This is a genomic window from Tersicoccus sp. Bi-70, from assembly GCF_001968825.1.
Classification (GTDB): domain Bacteria; phylum Actinomycetota; class Actinomycetes; order Actinomycetales; family Micrococcaceae; genus Tersicoccus.
The window spans coordinates 354834-371167 of sequence record NZ_MIEU01000010.1; the positions used below are offsets into that span (position 1 = coordinate 354834).

Consider the following 16334-nt stretch of genomic DNA (forward strand, 5'->3'; position numbering starts at 1 on the left):
GAGCATCCGGAGCATCCGGAGGCGCCCGCGTGCCCGCTGACGAGCGCGAGCTCGCGCTCCTGAACAGCGGCTCCGTCGAATTGCTCGGTCAGATCGCGCGCAGCAGCAACGAGACGTTCCTCGTCGAGGTGACCGACCCCGCCGACTCTGCCGGTGCGGAGCAGCGGACGTCATGGGCGATCTACAAGCCCGAGCTCGGGGAGAAGCCCCTGTGGGACTTCGAGCCGGGGTTGTACCGGCGGGAGCGGGCGGCCTACCTGCTCAGCGCCGCGCTCGGGTGGGACCTGGTGCCGCCGACGGTGGTGCGCGAGGACGCGCCCTTCGGGGTCGGCTCGCTCCAGTGGTTCATCGAGTGCAACCTGTCCGAGCACTACTTCACGCTCGTCGAGGACTTCCCGCAGACGTACGACGACCTGCGGCGGATGGCGGTGTTCGACGTCGTCGCGAACAACACCGACCGCAAGGCCGGGCACGTGCTGCGCGGCACGGACGGGCGGATCTGGGGCATCGATCACGGCCTGTGCTTCGCGGCGCCGTTCAAGCTGCGCACGGTGATCTGGGACTTCGGTGGGGAACACATCGACGACGGCCTGCTCGAGGACATCGCCCCGCTGGCCGACGAGGTGCCCGCCGAGGTCGCCGAGCTGCTCGACGCCGCCGAGGTGCGGGCCGTGCAGGAGCGGGTGCAGGGACTGCTGATCCGGCAGACCCTCCCGATCGACCGGACCGGCCGCCGGTTCCCCTGGCCCCTGATCTGACCGCACTCCGTGGCGACTGCCGCGCGCTCCTGAGCACGGACGCGGGACCCCGCCGCTGACCTGCGCACACGTGCCCGCTCTTGTGACCCACGTCATCGTTCCGTACCCTGCTGTCAGCACACGTGTTCAGTTATCGAATTACGTGTTCGATTATCGAACAGCGCAGGTGCCGCTCGAGCGGATGCCGTCGCGCCAGATCACGACGATGTGAGGTCAACTCGTGCAGTTCCACCACCACGGCTACGTCTCGGGCGACCCGAGGATCCAGTCCGCCGCCGGCACCGGCATCGACCGGCCCGAGGAGCTCCCCGACGAGGTGGACGTCCTCATCGTCGGGTCCGGGCCCGCGGGCATGCTCGCCGCCGCCCAGCTCGCCCAGTTCCCCGGCATCACCACCCGCATGGTGGAGCGACGCGAGGGGCGGCTCGCGATCGGGCAGGCCGACGGCATTCAGGCCCGCAGCGTCGAGACGTTCCAGGCCTTCGGCTTCGCCGAGCGGATCATCGCCGAGGCCTACTGGATCACCGAGATGAACTTCTGGCGGCCGGGCACGGACGACCCGACGCAGATCGTCCGCGGTGGGCGTGCCGTCGACGACGAGTTCGGCATCAGCGAGTTCCCGCACCTGATCGTCAACCAGGCCCGCGTGCTCGACTACTTCGCCGAGGTCGCCGCGAACGCCCCCAGCCGGCTGACGCCGGACTACGGCTGGGAGTTCCGCGGCCTGACCGTGGCCGACGAGGGGGACCGCCCCGTGACCGTGACCCTCGGCGGCGTCGGCGCCCGCGAGGGAACCGAACGCACCGTCCGCGCGAAGTACGTCATCGGCTGCGACGGTGCCCGCAGCAAGGTGCGGGAGTCGATCGGCTGCACCCTGTCCGGCGACGCCGCCAACCACGCCTGGGGGGTCATGGACGTCCTCGCCGAGACCGACTTCCCCGACATCCGCACCAAGTGCGCCATCCAGTCCCACACCGGCGGGTCCATCCTGCTGATCCCGCGCGAGGGCGGCTTCCTGTTCCGGATGTACGTGGACCTCGGCGAGGTGCCGGTCGACAACGCGGGCGCCGTGCGGAAGACCCCGATCGAGGAGATCATCCGCCGGGCCAACGAGATCATGCACCCGTACACCGTCCAGGTGCGCGACGTCGCCTGGCACAGCGTCTACGAGGTGGGGCACCGGCTCACCGACCGGTTCGACGACCTGCTGCCCGACGTCGTCGGGACGCGCACCCCGCGCGTGTTCATCACCGGCGACGCCTGCCACACGCACAGCGCGAAGGCCGGCCAGGGCATGAACGTCTCGATGCAGGACGGCTTCAACATCGCGTGGAAGCTCGGGCACGTGCTCGAGGGGCGCAGCCCCGAGAGCCTGCTCTCCACCTACTCGGCCGAGCGGCAGGTGGTCGCGAAGAACCTCATCGACTTCGACAAGGAGTGGTCGTCGATGATGGCGAAGAGGCCCGAGGACTTCGCCGACCCGGCCGAGCTCGAGGACTTCTACGTCCGGACCGCCGAGTTCCCGGCCGGGTTCATGACCGAGTACACGCCGTCGCTGATCACCGGCGGGGCCACCCACCAGGAGCGGGCCGCGGGTTTCCCGGTGGGCAAGCGCTTCAAGTCGGCCCCCGCGGTGCGGGTGTGCGACACCAACCCGGTCCAGCTCGGCCACCTCGCCCGGGCCGACGGCCGGTGGCGGATCTACGTGTTCGCGGACGCGGCACCGGCGGGTGCGGCGGGCCCGGTGGCCGATCTGGCGCAGTGGCTCGGGACGGCGCCGGAGTCGCCCCTGGCGGCGACCCCCGACGGGGCGGACCCCGACGCGTGGTTCGACGTCAAGGTCGTCTACCAGCAGCCCCACCCGGAGATCGACATCAACGCCGTGCCGGCGGCCTTCCGGCCGCAGGTGGGCCCGTTCGCCCTGACGGACCTGTCGAAGGTGTTCGGTGTGAGCCCGAAGGCGGACATCTGGGAGGGGCGGGGCCTGGACCGGGAGGGCGTCGTCGTGGTCGTCCGGCCCGACCAGTACGTGGCCGCCGTGCTGCCGCTGACCGCAACGGAGGAACTCGGCGCCTTCTTCGCCCCGATCCTCGGGCGGGCCGTCAGCCGCGCCTGAGCCCGTTCGACCACGAGGGCCTCGCACCGGCCGGTCCGGGGCCCTCGTCGTGTCCGCGATTCACGCCTCCGGCTGGCAGCGCGGGCACCACCAGGTGCGGCGCTGGTCGGGGTCCCCGGTCACCTCGGCGCGCACCCGGACGAGGGTCCCGCAGCGCAGGCACGGCCGGTGCGCGCGGCCGGCCACCCAGTGGCGTTCGCCGCGGCGGGTGACGCCGGTCGTGGTCTGGAACAGGCCCGGCACGGTGGCCGACGCGTGCAGCGCCGTCGCCGCCGTCGCGATCAGCGCGGCGACGTCGGTGGAACCCACCCGCCGCCACGGGTAGAGGCCACGCAGGAAGCACACCTCGTTGGCCCACAGATTGCCGAGGCCGGCGACGAGAAGCTGGTCGAGCAGAGCGGCGACGACGGGCCGGTCGGGGTCGGCGGTCAGGCGGCGTTCGGCCTCGGCGGCGTCCCAGTCGGGGCGCAGGGGATCCGGGCCCAGGTGCCCGATCACCCGGTGCTCCTCCCGGGTGGGCAGCAGCTCGACGACGGGCAGACCGACGCCCCACGCCGTCGTTCCGCGCTCGGTGAGCATCCGCACCCGCACGTCCGGCTCGATCCGCCGGGGCAGGCGACGGCCGGGGCCGGTCACCGTCCACGAGCCGGTCAGCCGCAGATGGGTGTGGAGGGTGTCGCCGGAGTCGAACCGGGTGAGCAGGTGTTTGCCGTGGGTCTCGTGGCCGAGCACGGTGACCCCGGCGAGCCGGGTGCCCGCGGCGCGGCCGCCCCGCAGCTCCCCGCCGGTCAGCCGGGCGCCGTCGAGCCCGGCGCGCAGCCGGTCGGCGAGGCGGAAGACGGAATCACCCTCGGGCATGCGGTCACGATAGCGGCCCGGGCCTGACGACGGCCGCGACGGCGTCGCGTCGATCCGCCCCACGGCCCGCCGGCGGCGACCGTCGCGACACGATCACAAGTCTGCTGACGATCGACTCGCTATCCCGGCCTGACATGGGCTAGCCTCGCTGCATGGCGACGCGCAAGTTCCTGGGGTGGCCGGCGGCCCGGCAGTTGGCATCCGGCGACTGGCTCGGGCGTGGCCCGGCGGTGACGTCCCCCCGCACGGAGAGTCTTAAATCCCGCACGACCACCGCCGACCGGGTGGTGCAGAGCGTGTGCCCGTACTGCGCCGTCGGGTGCGGCCAACGCGTCTTCGTCAAGGACGAGAAGGTCGTCCAGATCGAGGGCGATCCGGATTCGCCGATCTCGCGCGGCCGGCTCTGCCCCAAGGGCTCGGCGAGCGAGCAGCTCGTCAACTCGATCGGTCGGCAGACGACGGTCCTCTACCGCGCGCCGCGGGCCACGGAGTGGCAGAACCTGGACCTGGCCACCGCGGTCGACATGATCACGGACCGGTTCCTCGAGGCCCGCCGCAAGGGCTGGCAGGACACCGACGACCAGGGCCGGCAGGTCCGCCGCACCATGGGCATCGCGTCCCTCGGCGGCGCGACGCTGGACAACGAAGAGAACTACCTGATCAAGAAGCTCTTCACCGCGGCCGGAGCCATCCAGGTCGAGAACCAGGCCCGTATTTGACACTCTTCCACGGTTCCCAGTCTGGGAACCTCGTTCGGACGTGGCGGTGCCACGCAGAGTCTGCAGGACATGGCCAACGCCGACTGCATCGTGATCCAGGGATCCAACATGGCCGAGTGCCATCCCGTCGGGTTCCAGTGGGTCGCCGAGGCCAAGGCGCGCGGCGCGAAGGTCATCCACGTCGACCCGCGCTTCACCCGGACCTCGGCGGTCGCTGACAAGCACGTGCCGATCCGCGCGGGCTCGGACATCGTCCTGCTTGGCGCCCTGATCAACCACGTGCTCACCAACGACCTCTGGTTCAAGGAGTACGTGCTCGCGTACACCAACGCCGCGACGGTCGTGAACAGCGACTACCGCGACGCCGAGGACCTCGGCGGTCTGTTCTCCGGGATCGACCCGGAAACCGGTCACTACGACACCACCACGTGGGCATACGCCGACGGGGACGGTGACGGCGATGGCGGCGCCGGTGACTCGCACGGGTCGAAGGCGTCCGCGCGTGCCGCCGGCGACGAGCACGGCAGCGGCGGTCCGCCGCTCGACGCGACCGACGCGATCCGCGACGACACCCTGGAGAACCCGTTCACGGTGTTCCAGATCCTCAAGCGGCACTACGCCCGGTACACGCCCGAGATGGTGCAGCAGCTGTGCGGCATCTCGACGGAGGACTTCGCGTACCTGGCGAAGGCCATCACCGAGAACTCGAACCGCGACCGGACCACCTGCTTCGCCTACGCCGTCGGCTGGACCCAGCACGGGACGGGGGCGCAGTACATCCGCACGGCGGCGATCCTGCAGCTGCTGCTCGGCAACATCGGTCGTCCCGGTGGCGGCATCATGGCGCTGCGCGGCCACGCGAGCATCCAGGGCTCCACGGACATCCCGACGCTGTTCAACCTGCTGCCGGGTTATCTGCCCATGCCGAGCGCCGGCACGCACGACACGTTCGAGGACTACCTCTCGGCCATCTTCACCAAGAAGCAGAAGGGCTTCTGGGGGAACGCGGACGCCTACACCATCAGCCTGCTCAAGGCGTGGTGGGGCGACGCGGCGACGGCCGAGAACAACTGGGCGTTCGACTACCTGCCGCGACTGACCGGGGCGCACGGCACCTTCCAGACGCTGACGGCCATGCTGGACGACAAGGTCGACGGGTACTTTATCCTCGGCCAGAACCCGGCGGTGGGCTCCTCCAACGGGCGCATGCAGCGGATGGCGATGTCGCACCTGAAGTGGCTGGTCGTCCGGGACCTGAGCCTGATCGAGTCCGCCACCTGGTGGAAGGACGGCCCGGAGATCGCGACCGGCGAGCTGCGCACCGAGGACATCGAGACCGAGGTGTTCTTCCTGCCCGCTGCGAGCCACGTCGAGAAGGCCGGCTCGTTCACACAGACCCAGCGCCTGCTCCAGTGGCGGCACCGCGCCGTCAGCCCGCCCGGCGACTGCCAGAGCGAGCTCGAGTTCTTCCACGAGCTCGGTCAGCGGCTGCGGGAGCGCCTCGCGAACTCCACCGACGAGCGGGATCGGCCCCTGTTGGACCTGACCTGGGACTACCCGAAGGACGACCAGGGCGAGGTCGATCCGGAAGCGGTGCTCGCCGAGATCAACGGCCGGCACCTGACCGGTCCGGACGCCGGCAAGCCGTTGTCCGCCTACACCGAGATGAAGGCCGACGGCTCGACCGACGGCGGATGCTGGATCTACACCGGCGTGTACGCGGACGGGGTCAACCACGCCGCCAACCGCAAGCCCGGACGCGAGCAGGGTCCCGCGGCCCTGGACTGGGGCTGGGCGTGGCCGGCGAACCGCCGCGTGCTGTACAACCGTGCCTCCGCGGATCCGGACGGCAAGCCGTGGAGCGAGCGCAAGCGGTACGTCTGGTGGGACGAGGAGCAGGGCAAGTGGACCGGCGACGACGTCCCGGACTTCCCGCCGGACCTCGCGCCGGACAGCCGTCCGGACCCCGAGGTCGGGGGTCCCGAGGCGCTCTCCGGTGATGACCCGTTCATCATGCAAGCCGACGGGAAGGGCTGGTTGTTCGCGCCCAAGGGCATGCTCGACGGCCCGTTGCCGACCCACTATGAGCCGCAGGAGTCCCCGGTCGTCAACGCGCTGTACCCGCAGCAGCGGGATCCGTCCCGGGTGATCTTCGACCGGCCGGAGAACATGAGCGCCCCCAGCGGGGACGAGCCGGGCGCCGCCGTGTACCCGTTCGTCTTCACCACCTACCGGCTGACCGAGCACCACACGGCCGGAGGCATGAGCCGCTGGCTGCCGTACCTGTCGGAACTGCAGCCCGAGATGTTCTGCGAGGTCTCCCCGGAGCTCGCCGAGGAGCGCGGCCTGGAGAACGGCGGCTGGGCGACGATCGTCTCCCCGCGCGCCGCGATCGAGGCCAAGGTGCTCGTCACCGACCGGATGAAGCCGCTGCGGATCAGCGACCACACCGTGCACCAGATCGGCCTGCCGTATCACTGGGGGACCGGTGGCACCGGTGCCGTGGTGGAGGGCGACGGGGCCAACGACCTGCTCGGCATCACCCTGGACGCGAACACGCAGATCCAGGACTCGAAGGTCTCGACCTGCGACATCCGGCCGGGACGACGGCCTCGCGGGCCGGAACTGCTGGCGCTGGTGGACGAGTACCGCGTCCGGGCCGGGGTCACCTCGGCGACCGGCAGCGAGCGGCTCTCGCCGCCCGCCGCTCGGTTGGCCCGGGCGCTCGACACCGGCGACGACGCGACGAAGGAGCACTGATGGGTCAGCTGGCCGGACCGACGAATCCCGCCGTCGATGCTCACTGGGACCACGTGCACGACCGCCGAGGTTTCTTCACGGACACCTCGATCTGCATCGGCTGCAAGGCCTGCGAGGTCGCGTGCAAGGAGTGGAACCACAATCCGCAGGACGGCAAGCTCGAGCTGACCGGCCAGTCCTACGACAACACGGGCGGGCTCGGCGCGAGCACGTGGCGCCACGTGGCGTTCGTCGAACAGGGCACCGAGCAGATCGAGAAGGCCCGGGAGTCGGGGCGCGCCCTGGTGTCCCTCGGCATGCCGCGGCTGGGACCGCCGGCGTCGACCCCCTCGACGCCGTCGATGGCGACCACGAGCGAGACCGCCCCGCCGAACACCGATCAGTTCCGCTGGCTGATGTCCTCGGACGTCTGCAAGCACTGCACGCACGCCGGCTGCCTGGACGTGTGCCCCACCGGCGCACTGTTCCGCACCGAGTACGGCACCGTGGTGGTCCAGGACGACGTCTGCAACGGCTGCGGCACGTGCGTGGCCGGATGCCCGTTCGGCGTGATCGAACGGCGTGAGGACGGCACCGTCCTCGTGGCCGGGGACCGCAGCGGGCCCCCGGAGGAGCTGAAGAAGCGGGTCGGGAAGAAGGCGACGCGGGTCGCCACGCCGGGGGAGAAGCCCAAGGGCGGCGTCGCCCAGAAGTGCACCCTGTGCTACGACCGGATGGTCGACGACCAGACACCGGCCTGCGCGCAGGCGTGCCCGACGACATCGATCAAGTACGGCGATCACGACGACATGGTCGAGACGGCGCGGGCCCGGGTGGCCCAGCTGCACGCCGAGGGTCGCACCGAGGCGCGCCTCTACGGCGCCAACGAACTCGACGGGGTCGGCGGTACCGGGTCCGTCTTCCTCCTGCTCGACGAGCCCGAGGTCTACGGCCTGCCGCCGGACCCGCGGGTGCCCACCGCCGATCTGCCGCAGATGTACAAGCGGGCCGGTGTGGCCGTGGTCGGCATGCTCGCCGCCACCGCCGTGGCGTTCCTGGGAGGCCGCCGATGAGCACGTCCGTCTATGACAGCTACCGGCCGCCTGAGCCCGCCCGCGGTCGTCGCCGGCGTGGCGGGGATCGTCCGGCGGACCGGCAGCCGCGTGACGGTGCCGGACGGCGCGGCGGGTCCGAGGGCAACCGCGAGATGTCGATGGTGCCGGAGGCCGAGTTCACCTCGTACTACGGCCGGCCGGTGGTCAAGCCCGCGCCCTGGGGCGACGACGTCGCCGCCTACCTGTTCCTCGGCGGGGTCGCCGGCGGCTCAGGGCTGCTGGCCCTCGGTGGCCAGCTGACCGGCCGGGACGCCCTGCGCCGCAACGCCCGTCTGGGGGCGCTCGGCGCCGTCGTGGTCGGCGGCGTCGCGCTCGTGCGCGATCTCGGGCGCCCCGAACGCTTCCTCAACATGCTGCGCACCTTCAAGGTGACCTCGCCGATGAGCGTCGGCTCGTGGATCCTCAGCGCCTTCGGGGCGGGCATCGGCGTCGCCGCCGCCTCGGAGGTGGACCGGATGACCGGGTCCCGCCTGCCGCTCGGCCCGCTGCGGCGCGTGCTGCGTGCCGTCGAGGCTCCGGCCGGCGTCGAGGCCGCCGTGTTCGCCGGCCCGCTCGCGGCCTACACCGCCGTCCTGCTGGCCGACACCGCGACTCCGACGTGGAACGACGCGCGGCACGAGCTGCCCTTCGTCTTCGTCAGTTCGGCGGCCCTCGCCTCGGGTGGGCTCGCGATGATCACCACGCCGGTCGCCGAGGCCGGCCCGGCCCGGATCTTCGCGCTGCTCGGCATCGCCGGAGACATCGCCTCGGTGCGGACCATGAAGGCGCGGATGGACCCGGTCGCGGCCGAACCGCTGCAGCAGGGTGCACCCGGCGTCATGCTCGACTGGAGCGAACGCCTGGTCCTCGCCGGAGTGGCGGGCACGCTGCTGGCCGGTCGCAGCCGCACGGTGGCCGTGCTGACGGGCACCGCTCTGCTGACCGCCTCGGCGCTGACCCGGTTCGCGACCCTGCACGCCGGCATCGCGTCGGCCAAGGACCCGCGCTACACGATCGAGCCGCAGAAGCGGCGGCTCGCGGCCCGCCGTGCGGCCGGCATCACCGACGACGCGATCACGACCGTCGGCTGACGCTCGACACCTACTGAGGGGCGGCTCAGCGCACCTCGATGCCCGCGCCGGGGACGGTGTGTCCGATGACGGGATGCCCGGGCAGCTCTCCGACGACCAGCAGGCCGCCGGAGGTCTGGGCGTCGGCGAGCAGGAGCAGCTCGTCCTCGTCGATGCCGGCGGCGCTCCGCACGTGCGGACGCACCCAGTCGAGGTTGCGCTGGGTGCCCCCGGAGACGAACCCGTCCCGCAGCGCCTCCCGCGCGCCCTCGACCACCGGAACGGCCGCGGCGTCGATCACCGCGCCGACCCCGGAGGCCCGCATCATCTTGTGCAGATGACCGAGCAGCCCGAAGCCGGTGACGTCGGTCGCCGCGCGGACGCCGGCTGCCAGAGCCGCCTCCGAGGCGTCGCGATTGAGCGCGATCATGGTGGCGAGCGCGGCGTCGAACACCTCGCCGGTGCGCTTGTGGCGATTGTTCAGCAGCCCGACGCCGATCGGTTTGGTCAGCGTCAGCGGCAGGCCCGCCACGGCGGCGTCGTTGCGCAACAGGCGGTCCGGGTCGGCCACCCCCGTCACGGCCATGCCGTACTTCGGTTCCGGGTCGTCGATCGAGTGCCCCCCGATCACGGGGCACCCCGCCTCGGCGGCGACCGCGAGACCGCCCTGGAGCACCTCGGTCATCAGGGAGAGGGGGAGCACGTCCCGCGGCCACCCGACCAGGTTGATCGCGACCACCGGTCGGCCGCCCATCGCGTAGACGTCCGAGAGGGCGTTCGCCGCGGCGATCCGGCCCCAGTCGTAGGCGTCGTCCACCACCGGGGTGAAGAAGTCGGCCGTCGAGAGCACGGCCAGGCCCTCCCGGACCAGCACCGCCGCGGCGTCGTCGCCGTCGTCCAGGCCCACGAGGACGTTCTCGCCGCTCTGCCCGGTCAACCCGCGGACGGCCTCCTCGAGCTCGCCCGGCGGGATCTTGCACGCGCAGCCGCCACCGTGGGCGTAGCCGGTCAGACGGACGGCCGGCTGCTCCCGGACGGAGGAGGAGGCGGGGGAGGAGCTCATGTCCCGAGCGTAGTCCCGGATTGACTAGGGTTGATCCCGGAGGCGTCCGGGTCCTGGTGGGCCCCCCGGTCTTCAAAACCGGTGAGACCGAGCATCTCGGTCTGGCGGGTTCGATTCCCGTCCGCCTCCGCCAACCACAACAGCGCGGCGAGCAGCACGCGGGTCAGGAGCACCGGTGGAGCAGACCGATCCCCGCCGCCTGATCCCGCGCACCGACCGGCTGCTGGCCCTGCCCGCGGTCGACGCGGCGCGTGACCGGCTGAGCGAGACGGTGCTGCTCGGCCTCGTCCGCGAGGTGCAGGATCGTGCCCGGCGCGGCGAGCTCGCCCCCGACCAGGTGGCAGAGACGGTCGAGGCCGCGGTCCGGTCTCGCACGGCGGCCCGCCTGCAGCCCGTGCTCAACGCCACCGGCGTCGTCGTGCACACCAACCTGGGCCGAGCCCCGCTCGGTCCTGCTGCAGTCGACGCGGTGCTGGCCGCCACCGGCTACGTCGACGTCGAGCTCGATCTGACCACCGGGGTCCGCTCCCGCCGCGGCGCCGGCGTCCGTGCGGCCCTGCTCGCCGCGTGCCCGGGCGCCGAGGACGCCCTCGTCGTCAACAACGGCGCCGCGGCCCTCGTTCTGGCGACCACCGCGCTCGCCGCCGGGCGGGAGGTGGTGATCAGCCGCGGGGAGCTGGTCGAGATCGGCGCCGGGTTCCGGCTGCCCGACCTGATCGCCTCCACCGGCGCCCGGCTGCGCGAGGTCGGCACCACCAACCGCACCCACCTGCGCGATTACGCCGACGCCGTCGGCCCCGACACCGGCTGCATCCTCAAGGTGCACCCGAGCAACTTCCGCGTCGAGGGATTCACGGCCGGCACACCGCTGGACGAACTGGCGGCTCTCGCCGCCGAGCGCGGGGTGCCGCTGGTCGCCGACATCGGCAGTGGACTGCTGCGCCCGGACCCGGCGCTGCCCGACGAACCGGACGCCGCCACCACCCTGGCCGCGGGTGCGGACCTCGTGACCGCCAGCGGGGACAAGCTGCTCGGTGGCCCCCAGGCCGGGCTGCTGCTGGGCACGGCCGACCTGATCACCCGGCTGTCCCGGCACCCGTTGGCCCGTGCCGTCCGCGCCGACAAGCTGACGCTCGCCGCGCTCGAGGCCACCGTCGCCGGAGGCGAGGCCCCGGTCACCCGGTACCGTCATGCCGATCCCGCCCGCCTGCGCGCCCGCACCGAGCAGATCGCCGCCGCGCTCGGCGCCCTGGTCGTCCCGCACGACGGCCGGGTGGGCGGCGGGGGCGCCCCGGGCGTGCCCCTGCCCGGCTGGGCGGTGCGCCTGGACGAGGCGGCCGCCGTGGCCCTGCGCACCGGCCGCCCCGCCGTGCTGCCCCGCGTGCACGACGGCGCGTGCCTGCTCGACCTGCGGTGCATCCCGGAGGCGGACGACGGGCGGCTGCTCGACGCGGTGCGCGCGGCGCTCGCGACGCTGCCCGGTGCGACCCTGCCCGATGCGGCCCTGCCCGGTGCGGACCGATGACGCCGATCGCATGACGACACCTCCGGCCACCCCGCACGGCGGATCGGGCCCGACCACGGCGGTGATCGCGACCGCCGGCCACGTCGACCACGGCAAGAGCACGCTCGTGCGCGCGCTCACCGGCATGGAACCGGACCGGTGGGAGGAGGAACGCCGGCGCGGGCTGACCATCGATCTCGGCTTCGCGTGGACGGAGCTGCCGTCGGGGCGGGAGATCGCCTTCGTCGACGTCCCCGGGCACGAGCGCTTTCTCGGCAACATGCTGGCCGGGATCGGTCCCACGCCGGTGGTGCTGTTCGTGGTCGCCGCCGACGAGGGCTGGCAGGCCCAGTCCAGCGATCACCGCGACGCGGTGGCGGCCCTCGGCATCGACCGGGGGGTCCTCGTGCTCACGCGGGCCGATCGCGCCCCCGAGCGCGTGTTCGCGACGCTGAGCCAGGCGCGGGCCGAGCTGGCCGGGACGGGCCTGCGGGACGCTCCCGCCGTCGTGGTCAGCGCGGTGGACGGCACCGGACTGGACGAGCTGCGCGCCGCCCTCGACGCGGTGCTCGCCACCACCCCGGCACCGGTGACGACCGGCCGGCTGCGCCTGTGGGTGGACCGGGCGTTCTCCATCACGGGGGCGGGCACCGTCGTCACCGGCACCCTGCCCTCCGGGACACTCGCCGTGGGGGACCGGCTCGACCTCCTCCGGGCCGACGGCACGGCCGCCGTCCAGGTGCGCGGGCTGCAGAGCCGCGACGAGCCGCGGGAGGCCGTGCGCCCGGTGAGCCGGGTGGCGCTCAACCTGCGTGGTGTGACCCCGGCCGACGTGGGGCGCGGGGACGCGTTGGTGACGCCGGGCGCCTGGCCGATCGCGGCCACCGTCGGCGTGCGGCGGACGAGCGGCGTGCCCCTCGGCGAGGCGCCGGACCAGGTGGTGGTGCACGTCGGCAGTGCCGCCGTCTCCGCCCGGCTGCGGTCCTTCGACGACGACCACGCGTGGCTCGCGCTGAGCCGTGCCCTCCCGCTGGTGCCGGGGGACCGGATGGTGCTGCGGGATCCGGGCGCGCACCGGGTGCTCGGCGGTGTCCTGCTGCTGGACGCGGACCCGCCGGAGTTCCGTCGCCGGGGCGACAGTGCGCGGTGGGCGGCGCGACTGGCCGCGATGACGCCGGGCGGTGATCCGCTCGACGAGGTCGCGGCCCGCGGCGCCGTGACCGTGTCGCACCTGCACCGGCTCGGGGTGATCCCCTCGGCGGACGAGGATCCGCCGGCCGGTGTGGTGGCACTGGGGGAGTGGTGGGTCCACGGCCCGGTGCTCGCCGGCTGGCAGCAGCGCCTGCGCGCCGCCGTCACCGCCCACCACGGGACCGACCCGCTCGCCGGCGGTCTGACGCACGGCGCCGCCCGGGACCTGCTCGCGCTGCCCGCCGGCGTCCCACTGGACCCGGTGGTCGTGGCGGCCGGCCTCGAACAGGAGGCCGGCCGGATCCGGCTTCCCGGCAGCCGCGGCGACCTGGGCGCCGCCGAGGCCGCCGTCGCGCGACTCGCCGCACGGCTGGCCGCTCGCCCCTTCCAGGCCCCGGAGGCCCACGACCTGACCGCCCTCGGCCTGTCCGTCAGGGACCTGGCCGCCGCCGAACGCGCCGGGCGGATCATTCGTCTGCGGGATGGCATCGTGCTGCTGCCGTCGGCGCCGGCGCTGGCCATGCGGACGCTGGCCGGTCTCGCGCAGCCGTTCACGACGAGCGACGCCCGTCAGGCGCTCGGCACCACACGACGCGTCGTGATCCCCCTGCTCGAGCACCTCGACGAGCGTGGCTGGACACGCCGTCTCGACGCCGGGCACCGCACCGTGGTGCGGTAGGCAGCGACCGTCCGTGCAGCGTCGGTCCGTGCCGCGTCCGCGGGGTGCGGGTCAGTTGCCGGAGTCGCCGCGACCCGTCTTGCTCTGCAGCCGGTCGATGTGCTCGGACGCCTGCGCCTTGGTCAGGTCCGCCGGCAGCTCCTCGCCGGCCTCGCGGGCGAGCGTGTCGAGGTAGCTGCGCTGTGCGCCGGTCATCGGCTCGTCGCCGGTGACCCACTGCTCGGGATCCTTCTCGGTGGTGTTCGCCTGCGGCGTGCTGGCGCCGATGGTCGGACGGTCCTCACCGGTGTCGGTGCCGGTTTCGGTGTTGTCGTTCTGGTCGGGCTGATTCGTCTGTTCGCTCATGCGGGTCAGCGTAGCCCCGTCCTCCGACAGTCCGGCGGGCCACCGGACGGGCGGGGGACGAGGGCTGTCAGCCGGGGCGTGGACCGGCTCATCGACGGCGTGACCTGCGACAGCGTGCGACGTCGACGGATGAACCCGAGGTCACAAGTTCATAACGACGCACGCTCGATCCGGACCCGGAAGCATCCGCGAAACAAACGCCCACTAGTCTGGGACAACATGTGAGACACGCCACTTACCGATCGGTACGGTAGTGTGTCCGCAGCCCGGGCAGTGTGTTGCGGGTCACTCAGAAAATTTCCATGAGGAGGCGGAATGCGTGTCACGCGTATTTCCAAAATCGTGGGGGCGGCTGCCATCGCAGCGCTCGCACTCAGCGCCTGCGGTGGCAACACCGGCGGCGGCAGCAACAACAACGCCACGTCAGGCGCCAGTAGCTCCGGCGGAGGGCAGATCACCGTCGCCGAGGTGAACGGATTCAGCTCGTTCAACCAGTCGACGGCGACCGGAAACTCCGACGTCAACGGCAAGATCTGGCTGGCGACGCACTCCGGCTTCAACTACATCGACAAGGACCTGAAGGTCGTCAAGAACGACAAGTTCGGGAAGTACGAGAAGACCTCGGACAGCCCGCTGACGATCAAGTACACGATCAACGACGGCGTGAAGTGGTCCGACGGGACCCCGGTCACCGCCGATGACTTCGTCCTCGCGTGGGCCGTGTACTCGGGCTACTACGACGACGCGACCACCGACGACAGCGGCAAGGTCACCAAGGGCAGCCAGTACTTCAGCTACGCGGGTACGACGTCGGGCCTGAACAAGACGACGTTCCCCGAGGTCACGGAGGACCGCAAGTCCTTCACCATCAAGTACGACCAGCCGTACGCCGACTGGGAGATCGCGTTCAACGCTCCCGAGGTCCCGGCGCACGTCGTCGCCAAGAAGGCCGGTCTGACGGACGCAAAGGCGCTGTCCGACCTGATGAAGCCGCTGCCCAAGGGCAATGTCGACAAGCCGGCCTCCCCGAACGCGACGCTGAAGAAGGCGGCCGACTTCTACAACAAGGGCTTCGACTCGACGACGCTGCCGTCCGATCCCTCGCTGTACCTCTCGAACGGTCCGTTCATCGTCAGCGCGATCACCAACAACGAGTCGGTGACGCTGAAGAAGAACCCGGACTACACCTGGGGCAACATGCCGAAGGTCGACACCATCGTGATGCGGACCATCGGTGACACCCAGGCGCAGATCCAGGCGCTGAAGAACGGCGAGGTCGACATCGCGGCCCCGCAGTCCTCCGCCGACACGCTCGAGGCGCTGCAGGCCATCCCGGATGCCCAGGTGCAGAAGGGCGACCAGCTGGCGTACGACCACGTCGACATCAACCAGTACGGCTCGTTCAAGGACCCCGCCATCCGCGAGGCGTTCATGAAGACGATCCCGCGCAAGGCGATCCTCGACGCGATCATCACCAAGCAGAAGCCGGACGCCAAGATCCTCGACTCGCAGATCTTCGTCCCGGCCCAGGAGGGCTACGCGAAGTCCGCTCAGGAGAACGGCTCGCAGAACTTCCAGGACGTCGACATCGACGGCGCCAAGAAGCTGCTCGCGGGCAAGACCCCGACGGTGCGGATCATGTACAACAAGGACAACCCGAACCGTGTCGACGCCTACACGCTGATCGCCAAGTCCGCCACCGAGGCCGGCTTCAAGGTGGTCAACAACGGCGCCGCCGCCAACGAGTGGTCCAGCAAGCTGGGCGACGGCACGTACGACGTGACGATCTTCGGCTGGACCAACCCGGGTGTGGGCGTCTCCGGCGTCCCGCAGCTGTTCGGCAGCGGTCAGGGCTCCAACTTCAGCAAGTTCTCCAACAAGGACGCGGACAAGCTGATGACCGAGCTGATCCAGACCACGGACACCGCGAAGCAGATCGAGCTGCAGCAGCAGATCGACAAGTACATCTGGGACAGCAAGTACGGACTGCCGCTCTTCCAGAGCGTCGGCGTCGAGGCGTTCAGCAGCCGGGTCACCGGTGGCGTGAACTACCAGCCGAACCAGTACGGCGTCTGGTGGGACGTCTGGGACTGGGCCGTCAAGTCCTGACCCGGTACTCCCGGTGACGGTCTTCGACCCGTCCAGGGTCTGATCGCGAGAGGCACCAGGGCCAGCAACGGTCCTGGTGCCTCCCGCGT

The 16334-nt window shown here is 71.7% G+C and carries 11 protein-coding genes and 1 tRNA gene; 9 read left to right on the forward strand and 3 right to left on the reverse strand.

The window, feature by feature from the left end; genetic code table 11:
- The first annotated feature begins 29 nt into the window (after nucleotides 1-29).
- On the forward strand, nucleotides 30-758 hold the full coding sequence (locus BGP79_RS05640; RefSeq protein WP_076693643.1) for an SCO1664 family protein: 729 nt from the start codon (nucleotides 30-32) through the stop codon (nucleotides 756-758).
- 220 nt (nucleotides 759-978) lie between these two features.
- The gene (locus tag BGP79_RS05645) at nucleotides 979-2874 is read left to right on the forward strand and encodes an FAD-binding monooxygenase (protein WP_076693644.1); all 1896 of its coding nucleotides are present in this window, start codon (nucleotides 979-981) and stop codon (nucleotides 2872-2874) included.
- A 60-nt stretch (nucleotides 2875-2934) separates the two neighbouring features.
- On the opposite strand, the gene BGP79_RS05650 is transcribed toward BGP79_RS05645, so the two are convergent.
- Nucleotides 2935-3732 carry a DNA-formamidopyrimidine glycosylase family protein gene (locus tag BGP79_RS05650; protein ID WP_076693645.1) on the reverse strand — a complete coding sequence of 266 codons (798 nt, stop codon included), beginning with the start codon at nucleotides 3730-3732 and terminating at the stop codon, nucleotides 2935-2937.
- A gap of 152 nt (nucleotides 3733-3884) precedes the next feature.
- Between BGP79_RS05650 and fdh the strand changes: the two genes are divergently transcribed.
- From fdh to nrfD, 3 genes are read left to right on the forward strand one after another with little or no spacing between them, the layout of a single operon-like run.
- Complete coding sequence (fdh, locus tag BGP79_RS05660; RefSeq protein WP_233121171.1) at nucleotides 3885-7211, forward strand: formate dehydrogenase; 3327 nt, start codon at nucleotides 3885-3887, stop codon at nucleotides 7209-7211.
- Nucleotides 7211-8263 (forward strand): 4Fe-4S dicluster domain-containing protein, encoded by a 1053-nt coding sequence (locus BGP79_RS05665; RefSeq protein ID WP_076693648.1) that lies wholly within the window; start codon nucleotides 7211-7213, stop codon nucleotides 8261-8263. The genes fdh and BGP79_RS05665 overlap by 1 nt, the downstream gene beginning before the upstream one ends.
- Nucleotides 8260-9375 carry an NrfD/PsrC family molybdoenzyme membrane anchor subunit gene (gene nrfD / locus BGP79_RS05670; protein ID WP_076693649.1) on the forward strand — a complete coding sequence of 372 codons (1116 nt, stop codon included), beginning with the start codon at nucleotides 8260-8262 and terminating at the stop codon, nucleotides 9373-9375. Before BGP79_RS05665 ends, nrfD begins: the two co-directional genes overlap by 4 nt.
- 25 nt (nucleotides 9376-9400) lie before the next feature.
- Here the strand turns inward: nrfD and selD are convergent, their stop codons facing one another.
- Nucleotides 9401-10417, reverse strand: coding sequence for a selenide, water dikinase SelD (selD, locus tag BGP79_RS05675; RefSeq protein ID WP_076693650.1), 1017 nt, complete (start codon nucleotides 10415-10417; stop codon nucleotides 9401-9403).
- 38 nt (nucleotides 10418-10455) lie between these two features.
- Between selD and BGP79_RS05680 the strand changes: the two genes are divergently transcribed.
- From BGP79_RS05680 to selB, 3 genes are all read left to right on the forward strand, one after another.
- Nucleotides 10456-10550 (forward strand) — tRNA-Sec (locus BGP79_RS05680).
- A 42-nt stretch (nucleotides 10551-10592) separates the two neighbouring features.
- On the forward strand, nucleotides 10593-11942 hold the full coding sequence (gene selA, locus BGP79_RS05685) for an L-seryl-tRNA(Sec) selenium transferase (protein WP_076693651.1): 1350 nt from the start codon (nucleotides 10593-10595) through the stop codon (nucleotides 11940-11942).
- 10 nt (nucleotides 11943-11952) lie between these two features.
- Complete coding sequence (gene selB, locus BGP79_RS05690; RefSeq protein ID WP_076693652.1) at nucleotides 11953-13791, forward strand: selenocysteine-specific translation elongation factor; 1839 nt, start codon at nucleotides 11953-11955, stop codon at nucleotides 13789-13791.
- Between the two features lie 51 nt (nucleotides 13792-13842).
- Here selB and BGP79_RS05695 read toward each other — a convergent pair whose 3' ends face one another.
- On the reverse strand, nucleotides 13843-14136 hold the full coding sequence (locus BGP79_RS05695; RefSeq protein ID WP_076693653.1) for a DUF3072 domain-containing protein: 294 nt from the start codon (nucleotides 14134-14136) through the stop codon (nucleotides 13843-13845).
- A gap of 342 nt (nucleotides 14137-14478) precedes the next feature.
- Between BGP79_RS05695 and BGP79_RS05700 the strand changes: the two genes are divergently transcribed.
- On the forward strand, nucleotides 14479-16245 hold the full coding sequence (locus tag BGP79_RS05700) for an ABC transporter family substrate-binding protein (protein ID WP_369800160.1): 1767 nt from the start codon (nucleotides 14479-14481) through the stop codon (nucleotides 16243-16245).
- Nucleotides 16246-16334 lie beyond the last annotated feature (89 nt).